Origin of the sequence: Sphingopyxis sp. H050 (assembly GCF_001468265.1) — a bacterium.
Taxonomy (GTDB): domain Bacteria; phylum Pseudomonadota; class Alphaproteobacteria; order Sphingomonadales; family Sphingomonadaceae; genus Sphingopyxis.
Genome location: NZ_LNRZ01000004.1, coordinates 87,651 through 103,129, shown reverse-complemented (window position 1 = coordinate 103,129; position 15,479 = coordinate 87,651). Strand labels below are relative to the sequence as shown.

Here is a 15,479-nt window from a genome sequence, read left to right as displayed (position 1 = left end):
CGGTCAGCTCTTCGAGGTATCCCGTCGCCGCGAGAATCCTCGGTCGCTCGCCATGAACTTCGCCAGCATTGGCGAGACGAGCTTCTCAGGAACGATAGCATCCCCGCCGGTCTCGGCCGCAAGCGCGGCGGCGTAGGCCGTGAGATCGCGGTGAACAGCGGCAGGCAACTCCACCGTGAGCTTGACGGGGCGATCGTCGGCCAGCGGCCCGAGCTTCAACTTCGTCATCGCGTTACTCCGATGGGTTCGAGCACCAAGTCGCGGGTCAGCACCACGCGCAGCGGATGCCCCGGCCGGATGGTGAGCGTGGGCGGCACATTGAGCTGCCGACGCACGATCTGCTGGCCGGTCTGGTTGATGGTGTCCTGCGAGCCGCGTCGCAGTGCGCGGGTCAGGTCGTCCTCGCTGTCTGCGCCCAGCTCAGCACCGACCCCCAAAAGCGTCGAAACGGCCGCCGCCTTCAGGAGATTGCCCCAATGCTGGTTGACGCGGTCCTGTAGGCCCGCAAACCCTGCGCCATCGGTGCCGGGCTGGCGCTCGAGAACGATCGAACGTCCGTCCGGCAGGATGAGCCGGTCCCAGGCCAGCAGCACGCGTGTCTGACCCGCGGCGACCTCACTGTCATACTCGCCAATCAGCCGCGCGCCCTGCGGGATGAGGAGGATGCGCCCCGTAGGGCTGTCATAGACGTTGGCCGTTACCTGCGCGGTGATCTGGCCGGGAAGGTCGGAGCGGATGCCGGTGATGAGGGCAGCCGGTATCAAGCTGCCGGCCTGCACGATGTTGGGTGATGACGGCGTGGTCAGCCTCTCGACACTGACCGTGCGCTGGTTCGGCGCCTGCGCCATGAAGGTGCGCCTTCCCGCTTGATCGCTTTGCGCCGACGCATCGCCCGTCGCCGCAGGCGCTGGAGTCGGCGCTGCGAGAACCGGCGTAACCGGGGTGTCCGGTGATGCGGCGCTTCCGCTGCCGCCGAGGAAGACCGAGCTGGTGCGGGCCGCGTCGCGCTCCTGAGCGGCACGCTGCCGAGCCGCCTCCGCCGCCTGAGCGCGCGGATCGGGCGGACCTGGCTGCGCGCCGACCGGCGGCACGGTGACATCCTCGCCGCGCTGCTGTGCCGATACGATCGGTCGGCCGAGGTCGCCGGGCAGCGGCGGGCCGAGCCGGGGCGCTTGGGCATAGTCGCGGGGCCCCGACGTGATAGTCTCGGCCGTGGCGCGGCTATCGGTGTTGTAGAGTTCCTGCGCGGCCCGATCGCTCGGCGGTCGTAGCGCATAGATCAGCGAACCACCTATGCCGAGGCCGGCGGCGACGCCGACGACGGCGAGCGCTTTACGGGAAAGCCGCATGACGCGGGGCGGATCGCCGCGAAGCTGGAACGCCGCCGGATCAGGGCGGGCCGACTGTGCGGCGGGCCGATCCTCGACGGACGGATCGTGGCTGTCGGTCACGGCCGCCCCCTCCGTCCATCGTCCCGCACGATGCGGACACGCTGCTCGGTGCGCCGGTCGCCCAGGCGCAGCTCGGCGGCAGCGAACAGGCGATCGACCACCATGTAGCGGCTTTGCACGCGGTAATTGACCAGCTCGGCGTCGCCGGCCACGCCGGTCACGAAAAGCGGTGGCATCTCGCCCTGCGAGATCCCGGCGGGAAACTCGATGAAGACCTGCCTTCCGTCGTCGAACGCGCGGGCCGGACGCCACGGCGCTCTATCGCCGTCGATGCGATAGCGGAAGTTGAGCGCCGCCACGTCCACGCCGGTCGCTACCGGTGCAGCCGCAGCAGCAGCCGCGTTGCGGCCTTGCAAGGCGATGAGCTGGTCGTGCGGATAGGTCCAGGACACTGACGCCATGTAGGTCACGGGGGTGGCGCGCAGCTCCAGATGGTAGGTGCGCCGATCCGTATTGATAATGAGGTTGGTGGCGAGGTCGGGTCGGGTGGGCTTTACCAAGATATGCACGCGGGCAGCTGCTCCGCTGCCGCTCACCGTATCGCCGATGATCCACCGCACCGTGTCGCCCGCCGCGACCGGCCCCGGCCCGACAAGCTGCTCGCCTTGCTGCAAGGCGATGTCTGTCACCTGACCGGGCGCGGTATAGACCTGATAGAGCGCGCCTTCGGTCCACGGGTATTGCTGGATGGCGTTGAGGAAGCCGTCGCGCACCGGCTGGACGCGCGCGGCATCGTTGGCGTCGCCGACACGGCGGCGCGGATCGGCGGGCTCCGGCGGTCGCGCGCGCTCCGTCACCGGCTTCAATTGACCGGGGAGCGGCAACGGCTCGGGGATCGTGACGATCTCGACCGCGCGGGGCGGCTCGGCCGCGGGCGTCGCGGCGATCGCCGGGGGCGGATCGTCCAACGCGATCACGGGCGGCCTGGCCGACGTGGTGGCGCAGCCGGCGAGCGCGGATGCGGAGACGAAGAGCGCGGCCGTGGCCACGCGGCGGATGAGTATGCCGGTCATTGCGACAGCTCCTTCGACCAATTGAGGGCGTTGACGAAGACGCCGAGCGGATTCTTGCGCAGGGCGTCGGGGGTGCGCGGCGGCTGCACGACGATGGTGAGGATCGCCGACCAGCGTTCGGTGGCGGCAAGGCTGCCGTCCTGATAATGGCGCTCGATCCAGGCGACGCGGAAGCTGTCGGGTGAGGCGCGGATGACGCTCGACACTTCCACCGCGACCTGCCCCCGACCGACATTGGCGAACGGGTCGTTGGCCCTCGCGTAATCGTTGAGCGCGAGCGCGCCGCGATCGGTGGTGAAATCGTATGCTCGAAGCCAGTTCTGACGGACGATGACCGGATCGGCCGGTATCGCGCGGACCTGCTCGATGAAGCGGGCGAGATGGAACGCGACCTGCGGGTCGGTGGGACGGTAGCCGGCCTCGGCCGGCGCGACCGCTTGGGCCTCGCCGAGCCGATCGACCTGCACGACCCAGGGGACGATATGGCCGCGCGTCGATTGCCAGACCAGACCGCCGGCCAGAACGCCTGAGAGGGACAGCGTCCCGAAGAAGGCGAGCCGCCAGTTCTTCGCCTGCACGCGCGCCGAGCCCATGCGGTCGTCCCATGCCTGCGCCGCGCGCTGATAAGGGGTGGTCGGCGCGGGCGTCTGGCCGTAGCGGATGCTCGGTCGCTTGAACATGGGTCAATCCTTCTGGCTGGTGTCGACGGACGCGCCGCTGCCGCCGCCATCGCCGGAGCGCAGCGTGTGGGCAGCGATGGTCGCGCCGTGGGTCATGGTCTGGCGGTTCTTCATCGCGGACGCCCAGGCGGGCGCGCCGGCCGGTGCGTCCGGCGACGGCGTGGAGCTGCCGCCCGAAATGGTCCCGCCGGTCGCGGTGACGGCGGCACGTCCGCCGGAACGGTAGCTATCCTTGAGCGAGGCTGCCGCCTTGCGCAGCGGCGACATGGCTGCGCCGACGGCGGCTTGTCCGACGCCGCCTGCGCCGCCAGCGACTGCGGCCGCGCCGGACTTGCCAGCCGAACCAAGCGCATAGGCGCTGTTTGCGGCCCCGGACGTGAAGGCGGCGCCTCGCGCGGCGCCACCGGCCGCGCCCACCGCAGCGCCGACGCCGAGCCGGGCCGCAGCGGCGCCACCGGCCAGCGCACCGCCGGCCGCGAGCACGGTCCCCGCTGCGGCCCCTGCGCCAAGCGCCGGGCCGCCGGAGACAATGCCATTGGCGATCGACGGGCCGAAGATGCCAAGGCCGAGAAGGCACAGCGAGGCGAGCGCGACGGCCAGCGCGTCCTCGATGCTGGGCTGCGCGCCGCCGAAGCCGGCGCGGAACTCGTCGAACAGGGTCGAACCGATGCCGACGATGACGGCGAGCACCAGCACCTTAATGCCTGACGAGATCACCAGCCCCAGCACGCGCTCGGCCATGAACGCGGTCTTGCCAAACAGGCCGAACGGGATGAGCACGAATCCGGCGAGCGTCGCCAGCTTGAACTCGATCAGCGTCACGAAAAGCTGGATCGCCAGAATGAAGAAGGCGAGGATGACCAGCAGCCAGGCGATCAGCAGCACCGCGATCTGGATGAAGTTCTCGAAGAACGCGACCCAGCCCATAAGGTCGGAGATGGATTCGAGAATAGGCTGGCCCGCTTCCAAGCCAACCTGCGCGACGCGGCCCGGCTGGAGCAGTTCGGCCGCCGTAAAGCCGGTGCCCGACGCTTTGAGGCCGAGCCCGGCGAAACTCTCGAAGACGATGCGTGCCAGGCTGTTCCAGTTGCCGATGATGTAGGCGAAGACGCCGACGAACAGCGTCTTCTTGACAAGGCGCGCAATGATGTCGTCGCCCTCTCCCCACGTCCAGAACAGGGCGGCCAGGGTCACGTCGATGACGATCAGGGTGGTGGCGATGAACGCCACTTCGCCGCCGAGCAGGCCGAACCCACTGTCGATGTAGCGGGTGAAGACATCCAGAAAGCGATCGACGACGCCGGTGCCGCCCATGTCAGTTCTCCTGTGGGGTCGCGCCATCGGCGATGCGGGCAGCGGGAAGCGCACCGGGCGCGAGGAACCGGCGACGGTTCTCGGCCCAGGCACGCAGGCAATCCGGGTCACTCGCCCCGGCCGCGCCGATCGACTGGCAGCGGCGCAGCTCGATCAGCAGCGGGTCCGTCGCCGATGTCTCGGCGACGGCCGCCGGCCCCGCGCGCGGTGGCTCTGGCGCACGGCTCATCTCGATCGCCGTCATGGTGATGGCGATGGCGACGAAGATGACCGCGCCGATGCGCGCGAGGAGCTTGCTGTCCACGGGCGTTAGTCGTGGAACATGCGGGCGTTGCCCGGCTGATAGCCGGTGGACCGCGTCAGGAAGCGGCGCAGACGTTCGCGGCTCTCGGCTTCAACGGCCGCGTTGCGCGCCGAATCCAGCGCCTGCGCCCGGCCCTGCGCGGCGAGCAGCGCCGTCAGGTCCGCGAGCTGCTGCGATTGCAGCGCGAGAAGCTGGTTGCCCGCCTGCGCGGCTTGGAGCGCGCCGGTCGCCGACTGACTAGACGTGACCACGCCGTCCATCGTCGTCCGCGCGCCGTCGATATTGCCGACGACGCCAGCCTGCACACGCAGCGCATCCTCGAACGCGCCGACGCTATCCTCCCAGCGCGCATTGGCGTTAGCGACCATCTGCGCGTGGGTGCCGGTGAGCGCCGCGCCCTTGTAGCGGCCGTTGAAGACCTGTTGGACGTTCTGCACGTCGTAGGCGATGCGCTGGGCTTCGCCGAGAAGCTGCTGGGTGCGCTGCACCTGCTGCTGCAACTGCTGGAGCGAGTTGAACGGCAGCGACGCCAGATTGCGCGCCTCGTTGATGAGGCTGGTCGCCTGCTGCTGGATTTGCTGGATCTGGTTGTTGATCTGCTGGAGCGACCGCGCGGCCGTCAGCACGTTCTGCGCGTAATTGGTCGGGTCATAGACGATCCCGCCGAACTGAGCGTGCGCCGGCGTGGCGGCGGTGATGCCGATCATGCTCGACGTGGCGATGGCGCCGGCCAGCATGGCGCGGCGCAGGATATTGGGCTTCATGGGGTCATGTCCTTCAAGGCAAGGGGAAGCTGGCCGGCATCTTCCCGGCGACCGGCCAGCGGATCAGGTTGGGGGTCGGGAAGGAGATCGACCGCCCAGGCCAAGCCGCGATGGCGCAACCACTCGGCGGCGAAGTGCTCGCGACCGTGTGTCTCGACGAGTTCGGTGATGCGGAGCTGATCGGTCTTGGAAGAAGCGGCGGCGAAGGCCAGCGCGACCTCGCCAAGCCCCAGCTCAAACAGCCGGTTGCCGCGCCGCGACTGGCAGTAATAGTCGCGCTTGGGCGTCGCCCGGCTGAGGATTTCGATCTGTCGGGCGTTGAGCCCGAACCGCTCGTAGATGGCAGCGATCTGCGGCTCGGCCGCGCGCTCGTTCGGCAGGAAGATGCGCGTCGGGCAGCTTTCGATGATGGCCGGCGCGATGTTCGAGGTTTCAATATCGGCGAGGCTCTGCGTGGCGAACACAACGCTGGCGTTCTTCTTGCGCAGCGTTTTCAGCCATTCGCGGAGTTGCGCGGCGAACTGCGGGCTGTCGAGAACTAGCCAACCCTCGTCGATGATGATGAGCGTCGGCGAGCCGTTCAGCCGGCCTTCGATCCGGTGGAACAGATAGGACAGGACAGCGGCGGCCGATCCGGCGCCAACCAAGCCCTCGGTCTCGAACACCTGGACAGACGCCTCGCCGAGACGCTCGACCTCTGCGTCGAGCAGCCGACCCCACGGCCCGCCGAGGCAATAGGAAGCGAGCGCCTGCTTGAGCTGCTGGCTCTGGAGCAGCACGGCCAGCCCGGTCAGCGTGCGTTCCGGCGCGGGCGCACTGGCAAGCGACCCGAGCGCCGACCACAAATGCTCTTTCGCCTGCGGATCGACCGCGACGCCTTCGGAGACGAGGATCGCCGCGAGCCATTCCGCCGCCCACGCACGCTCGGACGGATCGTCGATCCGGGCGAGAGGCTGGAGCTGCACGCCGTCACCCGCCTCGTCGGCGAGCATCCCGCCCAAGTCCTGCCAATCGCCGCCCATGCCGATCGCGGCGGCGCGGATGCTGCCGCCGAAGTCGAAGGCGAAGACCTGGCCGTTCTCGTAGCGGCGGAACTGCATCGCCATCAGCGCGAGCAGCACCGACTTGCCGGCGCCGGTCGGGCCGACGATCAGCGTGTGGCCGACGTCGCCGACGTGAAGGGAAAACCGGAACGGAGTCGAGCCTTCGGTCTTGCCATAGAGCAAGGGGGGCGCACCGAAATGCTCGTCCCGTTCCGGCCCCGCCCATACTGCTGACAGGGGGATCAGGTGGGCGAGATTGATGGTGGAGATCGGGGGCTGGCGGACATTGGCGTAGATGTGGCCGGGCAGGCTTCCCAGCCACGCCTCGATCGCGTTCATGCCCTCGGGAATGACGGTGAAGTCGCGGCCCTGGATGACCTTCTCGACCAGCCGCAGCTTCTCGGCGGCGATGGCGGGATCGCGGTCCCACACCGTCACCGTGGCGGTGACGTAGGCCATGCCGGCATAATCGGCACCCAGTTCCTGCAGGGCGGTGTCGGCGTCGGCGGCCTTGTTCGAGGCGTCGCTGTCCATCAGGACCGACGCCTCGTTGGTCATCACCTCCTTCAAGATCGCCACGACGCTCTTGCGCTTGGCGAACCACTGGCGGCGGATGCGGCTCAGCAGCTTGGTCGCGTCGGTCTTGTCGAGCATGATCGCCCGCGTCGCCCAGCGATACTCGAAGGCGAGCCGGTTCAGCTCGTCGAGCAAGCCGGGGAACGTCACGCTCGGAAAGCCGACGATGGTGAGCGTGCGGAGGTGATGGTCGCCCAGGCGCGGTTCCAGCCCGCCGGTCAGCGGCTCGTCCGCCAAGAGGGCGTCGAGGTGCATCGGCGTTTCCGGCACGCGCACGCGCTGGCGGCGGGTCGAGACCGTGCTGTGCAGGTAGGTCAGCGTCTCGGCGTCATTGAGCCAGCGGACCTCGGGCACGAATCCCTCGACCAGATTGAGGACGCGGTCGCTGCGATCGGTAAAGCCCTTGAGCAGTTCCCACGGATCGACGCCGGTCGTGGCCCGGCCCTCGTAAAGCCAGCCTTCGGCGCGCGCCGCTTCCTCTGCGGGCGGCATCCACAGCAGCGTCAGGAAATAGCGGCTCTCGAAGTGTGCGCCTTCCTCGCGGAATTGTTCGCGGCGCTCGAACTCGACCAGCGACGACACAGGATCGGGAAAGTGGCCTTCCGGATAGTCGAGCGCAGGCGTGCGCTGCGCCTCAACGAAGATCGCCCAGCCTGAGCCAAGCCGACGCAGCGAATTGTTCAATCGCGCAGTCGTGGCGACCAGCTCGGCCGGCGTCGCGCTGTCGAGATCGGGGCCGCGAAACCTCGCAGTGCGCTGGAACGAGCCGTCCTTGTTCAACACGACCCCTTCGCCGACCAGCGCGGCCCAGGGCAGGAAGTCTGGCAGGTTTGCAGCTTTGCTACGATATTCGCGCAAGCTCATCATGGCCGCATCCAAACAGGCAAGCGGAGGTGGCGGCGGGCCACGTCCACGAATTGCGGGTCGCGGCGGGCGGCCCAGACGGACAGCCCGTGGCCGATGGCCCAGATGACCAGGCCTGCGATCCACAGCCGCAGGCCGAGGCCGATCGCGCCCGCCAGCGTTCCGTTGACGATGGCGAGCGCCCGCGGGGCACCGCCGAGCAGTATCGGCTCGGTCAGCGCCCGGTGAACGGGAGCATGGAAACCCGCGATCGGTTCGGCCACGTCGAGCATCAGACCAGCGCCCCGCCGCCGAAGCTGAAGAAGCTCAGGAAGAAGGAGCTGGCTGCGAACGCGATCGACAGGCCGAACACGATCTGGATCAGCCGGCGGAACCCGCCGCTGGTGTCGCCGAACGCCAAAGTCAGGCCGGTCACGATGATGATGATGACCGCCACGATCTTCGCCACCGGCCCCTCGATGCTTTCGAGGATCGACTGGAGCGGCGCTTCCCAGGGCATCGACGATCCACCGGCACGGGCCGGAACGGCGAAGGTCAGCGCGACCACGCCGGCGGTGGTGGTAAGCATGGCGCGGCGTGCGCCATGCCGAATGGCATGGATCATGGCAGGTCTCCCGATTGGGTGGTGGAAAGGGATGCGAGGCGGTAATCGCCGGTCGTGGGATCGAGCCCTTCAACGCGGGCCAGCTCGGTCAGCCGACGCCCGTGCGCGTCGCGCACCAGCACGGCGATCAGGTCGATCGTCTCGGCGATCAGCGCGCGCGGGACCGTGACGACGGCCTCCTGGATGAGCTGCTCCATGCGGCGCAGCGCGCCTAGCCCGGTGCCGGCGTGGATCGTGCCGACCCCGCCGGGATGGCCGGTGCCCCACGCCTTGATGAGGTCGAGCGCCTCGGCACCGCGCACCTCGCCGATCGGGATGCGGTCGGGACGCAGGCGCAGTGATGAGCGGACCAGCTCGGCGAGAGACACCACGCCATCCTTGGTGCGCATGGCGACGAGGTTGGGCGCGGCGCATTGCAGTTCGCGCGTGTCTTCGATCAGGACGATGCGATCGGCGGTCTTTGCCACCTCGGCGAGCAGCGCGTTGACCAGCGTTGTCTTGCCCGCGCCGGTCCCACCAGCGACGAGAATATTGGCGCGGGTCTCGACGCCGTGGCGCAACGCCTCGGCCTCAACTGCCGACATGATCCCGGCGCGTGCGTAATCGTCGAGCGTGAATACGGCGACGGCGGGCTTGCGTATAGCGAAGGCCGGCGCCGCGACGACGGGTGGCAGCAATCCCTCGAACCGTTCGCCCCCCTCGGGCAGTTCGGCCGAGACGCGGGGGCTGCGAGCATGACCCTCGACACCGACATGGTGCGCGACCAGCCGGACGATGCGTTCGCCGTCTGCGGCGGACAGCATCTCGCCGGTATCGCTAATCCCCTCGCCGAGCCGATCGAGCCAAAGTCGGCCGTCCGGGTTCAGCATCACCTCGATGACGGCGGGGTCGTCGAGCCAGGCTGTGATCGACGGTCCCAGCGCCGTGCGCAGCATCCGCGCGCCGCGTGATTTCGCCTCGGATCGGATTGGCTGGACGGTCAACGACTGGCCCCTCGATTGGGCCGGGCGAACCGCCGCCCGGCGTCAGGGGCACATCAAGAGACGCAGCAATGCTCGCGTCGCAACAGCTAGTTATCGGCGTAGTAGAGGGGGCGGTAGATACGGTGCCGGAGGCGAAGTCTCTTGCAGACTACATCAAGGTCGGCGCGCTTCTGCTACTCCGACTCGGGCGATGTTGACCGCGGCCAGACATCCTCCGGTATTTCGTCCATGAGGGTCTTGCCGCTGGCGAAGCGCCGACCAAGCGTCTCGATAAAACCCTCGTAGCGTTTACGACCTTTGACCTGCGCCGCTGCCTGATCTTCGTCGGGCAGCGGCGGGGTCACGGACAGCCAGAAACGGACGAACAGGCTCAGTGCCTCGGTGCTCAGTCCGGTATTGCGCTCCAGCCGCTGCACCTGCCGCGACAGGCGATCGAGCCGGCGCGCGAACGCCGCCTCCATCCGGTCGGTGCCGTCCGGCGACAGGTAGGACGCCACCGCCGCCTCCACGATCGCCGAGCGTGATATGCGTCGCCGGATCGCCAGCTCGTCAACCTGTTTGGCGAGCGCGGGCGGGAAATAGACGTTGAGCCGGGTCCGCATGATCGCCTCCTACAGCTCGATGCCGTCGCCGGGGTCGAGCGACGCTTGCCGCGCAAGTCCCTGCATCCGGCGCCGCACGGCCGCCTGCCGCGCCGCGTCGTCCCGTTCGTCATCGACGATGGCGAACTCCTGGGCTGGCGGTGCTGCCGTTTCGGGCGCGATGGCGACATGCTCGGGCAGTTCGGGCTCCCGGCGCAGACCGGCATTGGCCGCGTCTTCCGCATCGCGGACAATCCGCGCGACCTGCTTTGGATCGGCGGCCGCCTGCCGCCCGGTCCAATCGTCGGGACGGATCGTGGCAGCCACGGACGCCGGCGCCGCCATGATCCGCTCGGACAGCCGCCGGTCCTGATAGTAGCGCGCCTTCTTCGCGCGGATCGGGTGGACGCCCGCCACCATCACGATCTCGTCGTCGGGCGGGAGCTGCATCACCTCACCCGGCGTGAGGAGCTGGCGGGCGGTCTCCGACCGCGACACCATCAAGTGCCCCAGCCACGGCGACAGCCGGTGCCCGGCATAGTTCTTCATCGCCCGCATCTCGGTCGCGGTGCCGAGGGCGTCCGACACACGCTTGGCGGTCCGCTCGTCGTTCGTGGCGAAGCTCACGCGGACATGGCAGTTGTCGAGGATCGCGTTGTTCGGGCCGTAAGCCTTTTCGATCTGGTTGAGAGACTGCGCGATGAGGAACGCCTTGAGTCCATAGCCGGCCATGAACGCCAGGGCGGATTCGAAGAAGTCGAGCCGGCCGAGCGCGGGAAACTCGTCGAGCATCAGCAACACCCGATGCCGGTTGCCCTTCGGGGTCAGCTCCTCGGTCAGCCGGCGCCCGATCTGGTTGAGGATGAGGCGGATCAGCGGCTTGGTGCGGGATATGTCGCTGGGCGGCACGACCAGATAGAGCGTTGCCGGCCGATCGCCCTCGACCAGATCCGATATGCGCCATTGGCAAGCGCGCGTGACCTGCGCGACGACGGGATCGCGATACAGGCCAAGGAACGACATCGCCGTGCTGAGCACGCCCGATCGCTCGTTGTCGGACTTGTTCAGCAGCTCGCGCGCGGCGGAAGCAACGACAGGATGCACGCCGGCTTTGCCCAGGTGCGGCGTCGCCATCATCGCGGCCAGAGTCTGCTCGATCGTGCGACCGGGATCGGACAGGAACCCGGCGACGCCCGCCAAGGTCTTGTCCGGCTCGGCATAGAGGACATGGAGGATCGCGCCGACCAGCAGCGAGTGCGAGGTCTTCTCCCAGTGGTTCCGACGCTCGAGGCTGCCTTCGGGATCGACCAGCACGTCGGCGACATTCTGCACGTCGCGCACCTCCCACTGGCCGCGCCGCACCTCCAGCAGCGGGTTGTAGGCAGCGGACGCCGCGTTGGTCGGATCGAACAGCAGCACCCGGCCGTGGCGCGATCGAAAGCCGGCGGTCAGCGTCCAGTTCTCCCCCTTAATGTCATGCACGATCGCCGAGGCCGGCCAGGTCAGCAGTGACGGCACGACAAGGCCGACGCCCTTGCCGCTGCGCGTGGGCGCGAAGCACAGCACATGCTCGGGACCGTCGTGGCGCAGATAATCGGCGGCGAGCTTGCCAAGCACCACGCCGTTCGGCCCTAGCAACCCGGCTGCGCGCACCTCCCGCTCGGTCGCCCAGCGAGCCGAGCCATAGGTCTCGGCGTTCTTTAATTCGCGCGCCCGCCACACCGACATGCCGATCGCGACCGCGATCGACACGAAGCCGCCCGACGCGGCGATGAAGGCGCCGGTCTGGAAGATCGCGGGCGCATAGGCGTCGAACGAGAACCACCACCAGAAGAAGGCCGGGGGCGGATAGACGCGCCAGCCGAACGCAGCGAACCAGGGCGGCCCCAGCTCGGGCTGATAGGCGAGCGCGGCGGCCGTCCACTGCGTCGCACCCCACACCCCGGCGAGCACGATCAGGAAGACGGCGAAGACCTGGCCCCAAAGAATCTTGGTGGCGGACATTGAGGACTCCTTTTCGGGGTTACAGACCGAGGCCGCGTTTGCGGCCCAGCGCGAGGTCGAGGCCGCCGCCATCGCGGATCACGCCCGCGACTTGTCGGCCAAGCTGCTGTTCGAGGGCGCTGGCCCAGGGCACGAGGCGGAAGCCGAGACCGTCGTCGATCATGGCGAAGCGGCCGGAGGCGAGCACGAGACGCTGCCGCACGACACCGGCGATCTTCTCGCCGGCCTGCGTCGGCCGATAGGCCAGCCCGGTTTCGCTGGCGATCTTCGCGCCAACGGCGTCCAGCTCGCGGCGGCGCAGCGTGTCGATCAGTCCGCGCTCGAACACGGTCCGCTCGCCGTAGCGGCGCGCCAGTCCTTCGCGGACAAGATGATCGGTGCGCGCGTCCATCGCGCGGCGCGCCTCGGCGCCGAACCCTCTGTCCGCGACGCTCGCGCCGCGCTCGATCAGCCGATGGTCGAGCCACGTCGCGCCGGGCGCCTTGATCTGCGCGGTGAGGTCGAGGTCCGACCGCGTGGCAAGGATCAGGGTCGGTTTCGGCTCACCGGGCTTGCCGATTGCGCGCAGCTCGACGATACCGCCGATCGCCGGGCTATGCTCTAGCGCCTCGATGCCGGGGAGCCGAACATGATGCGTGCGGCCGTCTGTGCCGTCGATCACCGCATAGGCCGTGCCGGTCAGCTCGTCGTGCAACCCCTTGTCGATCAACCGGCCGGCGATCGGCTTGTCGGGCGCGCCGCTGAGGACCGCGTAGCTGTCGAGCGACCGGTCCTGCCCGCGGTCCTTGAGCGCCGCGCCGATCGTGCGGATGATGTCGCCGCGCGCGCCCAACTCGCGGAGCTTCGCCTGCGCGCCCTCGGCGACGGCCCATTGGCCGGGCTCGCCCTCGGCAGTGAGGCCCATCGTTTCCAGATGCTGCAACCTGCCGACCATCAACCGGCGGAGGCGCGGATCGTCCGGGCCGGGCCGCTCGGCGCGCAGGTCGATCACGCCCAGCTCGTCGGCAGAACGCTGGATCTCGGCATCGAGCCGGGTCCAGCGTTCTGCCGTCACCTCGCGGTCGAGCGCGCGCTGCACCTCATGTTCGGGTTTCGGCCCCAGCTCGGCGAAAGCCAAGTCTTGCGCGCGCGACCGGAGATTGTGGCTGATGTAGTCGCGGGAGATGACGAGATCGGCACCCTGGTCGGTCTGCCCGCGCACAAGCAGATGGACGTGCGGATTGTCGGTGTTCCAATGATCGACCGCGACCCAATCGAGCCGCGTGCCCAGGTCCGTCTCCATTTGGCGCATGAGGTCGCGCGTGTATTCGCGCAGGTCCGTCAGCTCGGCCGCATCCTCTGGCGATACAATGATGCGGAAGTGATGACGATCGTCCTTGCAACGGTCAGTGAAGGCGCGATCGTCTGCGTTGTCGCCGGCCGCGTCGAACATCCGGGTCGGCGAGCCATCGCGGGTCACGCCCTCGCGCTTTAGATAGGCGACGTGCGCGGACAGCGGCGCCATGCGCCGCCCGCCTCGACTGCGCGTGGTGACGGGCAGCATCTTGACCATCACTCGCCGGCCCGAGCCGAACAGGCGACTGCGCGCGAACGCCGTGCGGCCCCGGCCGAAACTCGACTGGCCGCCACGGCGCGGCCCGCCCCCGGTGCGCCTGCCGCTGCTGTGGATCGCCGCGACGCGCAGCACCTCAGCCACCAGACCGCGCGCATTGCGCCCCTGCGCCTTGCTACGCTTGGCCTTGCCCGGCCGGACGCAGAACTCGCTGTCCTCGCTCACGGCCGGGGCGCTTTCCGCCGAAAACGGCCCTTGGTGCCGTTCGGCGCATTGATATTGCTGCCTTTTTCCTTCCGCGCGGCACGCGTGCCGACCGACGCCCCCGCGTGAAGCCACGGAAAAGCCTTGGCTTTTCGACGACACGGGGTGCGGCTTATATCTTGCCCTCGTCTGTCCCTGCCGTTTTCCTCCTCCCCAGCCCCCTTACTGCTTCGGACGGATGAGGGGGGCGACAGGCCGATCATTGCGGTCGGCCCGCGCGGGCGCGGGACACGAACAGCGTTTCGCGCGGCTCATTGGCGGACGGATCGGCAGCGCGAACGCCGCCAGATGTCGGCCGGTCGGTTGGCAGCTCGGACGCGGCTTCTTCTCCGTCCGACTGCCCGACGACAGCTTCCGAAGCGGCGCTAGCGGTGCGGACGAACAGCGCTGCACGACGCCATGCGAACGGATCAGGCGTAGCAGTGGTCGCCGCCTCCACCGCGCTCGATGCGCCCGTGATCGGCGCGAGCTGGGCCAGATAGCCGACCGTCTCGGGCGGCAGCGGACGGCCGCGCGACACGAAGTCGTCGTAGCGGCCCGGTCCCGCATTATAGGCCGCCAGCATAGCGCTGGCGTTGCCGTAGCGGTCGTGCATCTCGCGCAGATAGGCCGCGCCCGCCATGATGTTATCGCGCACGTCGAACGGATCGGAGCCGAGGCCGTAGCGGGTGCGAAGCCCCGCCCAGGTCGCGGGCATGATCTGCATCAAGCCCATCGCCCCGGCGCGCGATACGGCGCGGGCATTGCCGCCGCTCTCGACGCGCATCACCGCCCATATCCACGCTTCCGGGATGCCGAACCGCCGCGCGGCCCCGGCGACATGACCGGCATAGGGATGGACGGCCGCCGATCGCGCCGCCGGCACTTCCTGCGCCACCGCCGGGACAGACGCGACGCCGCCGGACAGCAGCATGACGGCAGGCGCCACTGCCGATCCCACTCCACTCCGCCGCCAGCCTGCCAGCGTGCTCGCTACGCTCAAGGGTGCGCGCGGAGCGCCGGCCTTTGGCCGCCCTTGACCTTCGCTGCGCGCGCCGGCCGGCCTGCGACCGAGCGGGACGGAGGGATGAGACGGTTTTCCCGCGAACAAAGGGATTATGGGGAAGCGCACCGGATCAATCCTGCTCGCGCGACTTCGGCTGACGGTTCCAGCGCAGCGACCAAGCCGACTTGTCGGCGGTGCTCTGGAACAGCGCGGCGCGAAGCGGCTGCGCGAAGGCGGGGTCGTCGATGCGCAGCGAGACGTAATCCCCGGCGCGTTCGCCGGTCTCATTCCAGCCGGCGCCGATCTCCGGGCCTTCGCCGTCATCGCCGCGATGGACGCGCCAGTCCGGCGCCTTGTCGGCGTCGCTCTGCTCGGCCGGAACGATCGAGATACGGATGTCGAGCGTCGCCGTCTCGATGATGCCTTCGTAGCCTTTGGCGGTGCGGAAGAAGCTGCCGATCTGCATGGGAATCTCCTTTGGGTTGGCGGGCGGGAAA

General features: G+C 68.8%; 16 protein-coding genes. All 16 read right to left on the bottom strand.

The window, feature by feature from the left end; genetic code table 11:
- Nucleotides 1-3 precede the first annotated feature (3 nt).
- The gene (locus tag ATE67_RS09615) at nucleotides 4-228 is read right to left on the bottom strand and encodes a DUF2274 domain-containing protein (protein ID WP_021691199.1); all 225 of its coding nucleotides are present in this window, start codon (nucleotides 226-228) and stop codon (nucleotides 4-6) included.
- Nucleotides 225-1,451, bottom strand: coding sequence for a TrbI/VirB10 family protein (locus ATE67_RS09610; protein ID WP_021691198.1), 1,227 nt, complete (start codon nucleotides 1,449-1,451; stop codon nucleotides 225-227). The genes ATE67_RS09615 and ATE67_RS09610 overlap by 4 nt, the downstream gene beginning before the upstream one ends.
- Nucleotides 1,448-2,464 carry a P-type conjugative transfer protein TrbG gene (gene trbG, locus ATE67_RS09605; RefSeq protein WP_021691197.1) on the bottom strand — a complete coding sequence of 339 codons (1,017 nt, stop codon included), beginning with the start codon at nucleotides 2,462-2,464 and terminating at the stop codon, nucleotides 1,448-1,450. The genes ATE67_RS09610 and trbG overlap by 4 nt, the downstream gene beginning before the upstream one ends.
- A complete protein-coding gene (gene trbF, locus ATE67_RS09600; RefSeq protein ID WP_021691196.1) occupies nucleotides 2,461-3,144 on the bottom strand; it encodes a conjugal transfer protein TrbF in 684 nt (227 codons plus the stop codon). Before trbF ends, trbG begins: the two co-directional genes overlap by 4 nt.
- A gap of 3 nt (nucleotides 3,145-3,147) precedes the next feature.
- Nucleotides 3,148-4,458, bottom strand: coding sequence for a P-type conjugative transfer protein TrbL (trbL, locus tag ATE67_RS09595; RefSeq protein ID WP_021691195.1), 1,311 nt, complete (start codon nucleotides 4,456-4,458; stop codon nucleotides 3,148-3,150).
- Nucleotide 4,459: 1 nt separating this feature from the next.
- Nucleotides 4,460-4,762, bottom strand: a complete 303-nt coding sequence (gene trbK-alt, locus ATE67_RS09590) for a putative entry exclusion protein TrbK-alt (protein ID WP_021691194.1) — start codon at nucleotides 4,760-4,762, stop codon at nucleotides 4,460-4,462.
- A gap of 5 nt (nucleotides 4,763-4,767) precedes the next feature.
- Nucleotides 4,768-5,526, bottom strand: coding sequence for a P-type conjugative transfer protein TrbJ (gene trbJ / locus ATE67_RS09585; protein WP_021691193.1), 759 nt, complete (start codon nucleotides 5,524-5,526; stop codon nucleotides 4,768-4,770).
- A complete protein-coding gene (gene trbE / locus ATE67_RS09580; RefSeq protein ID WP_040716717.1) occupies nucleotides 5,523-8,012 on the bottom strand; it encodes a conjugal transfer protein TrbE in 2,490 nt (829 codons plus the stop codon). Before trbE ends, trbJ begins: the two co-directional genes overlap by 4 nt.
- Nucleotides 8,009-8,281 (bottom strand): VirB3 family type IV secretion system protein, encoded by a 273-nt coding sequence (locus ATE67_RS09575; RefSeq protein WP_021691191.1) that lies wholly within the window; start codon nucleotides 8,279-8,281, stop codon nucleotides 8,009-8,011. The genes trbE and ATE67_RS09575 overlap by 4 nt, the downstream gene beginning before the upstream one ends.
- Nucleotides 8,281-8,613 (bottom strand): TrbC/VirB2 family protein, encoded by a 333-nt coding sequence (locus ATE67_RS09570; RefSeq protein WP_021691190.1) that lies wholly within the window; start codon nucleotides 8,611-8,613, stop codon nucleotides 8,281-8,283. Before ATE67_RS09570 ends, ATE67_RS09575 begins: the two co-directional genes overlap by 1 nt.
- Nucleotides 8,610-9,596 carry a P-type conjugative transfer ATPase TrbB gene (gene trbB / locus ATE67_RS09565; protein WP_040716716.1) on the bottom strand — a complete coding sequence of 329 codons (987 nt, stop codon included), beginning with the start codon at nucleotides 9,594-9,596 and terminating at the stop codon, nucleotides 8,610-8,612. Before trbB ends, ATE67_RS09570 begins: the two co-directional genes overlap by 4 nt.
- Before the next feature lie 173 nt (nucleotides 9,597-9,769).
- Entirely contained in the window at nucleotides 9,770-10,198 is a 429-nt protein-coding gene (locus ATE67_RS09560) for a CopG family transcriptional regulator (RefSeq protein WP_021691188.1), read from the bottom strand.
- Nucleotides 10,199-10,207: 9 nt separating this feature from the next.
- The gene (locus ATE67_RS09555; RefSeq protein WP_021691187.1) at nucleotides 10,208-12,181 is read right to left on the bottom strand and encodes a conjugal transfer protein TraG; all 1,974 of its coding nucleotides are present in this window, start codon (nucleotides 12,179-12,181) and stop codon (nucleotides 10,208-10,210) included.
- Nucleotides 12,182-12,200: 19 nt separating this feature from the next.
- The gene (locus tag ATE67_RS09550; RefSeq protein WP_021691186.1) at nucleotides 12,201-13,958 is read right to left on the bottom strand and encodes a relaxase/mobilization nuclease domain-containing protein; all 1,758 of its coding nucleotides are present in this window, start codon (nucleotides 13,956-13,958) and stop codon (nucleotides 12,201-12,203) included.
- 238 nt (nucleotides 13,959-14,196) lie between these two features.
- A complete protein-coding gene (locus tag ATE67_RS09545) occupies nucleotides 14,197-14,925 on the bottom strand; it encodes a lytic transglycosylase domain-containing protein (RefSeq protein WP_021691185.1) in 729 nt (242 codons plus the stop codon).
- Between the two features lie 187 nt (nucleotides 14,926-15,112).
- Nucleotides 15,113-15,448 (bottom strand): DUF736 domain-containing protein, encoded by a 336-nt coding sequence (locus ATE67_RS09540; RefSeq protein WP_021691184.1) that lies wholly within the window; start codon nucleotides 15,446-15,448, stop codon nucleotides 15,113-15,115.
- Between the last annotated feature and the right edge of the window lie 31 nt (nucleotides 15,449-15,479).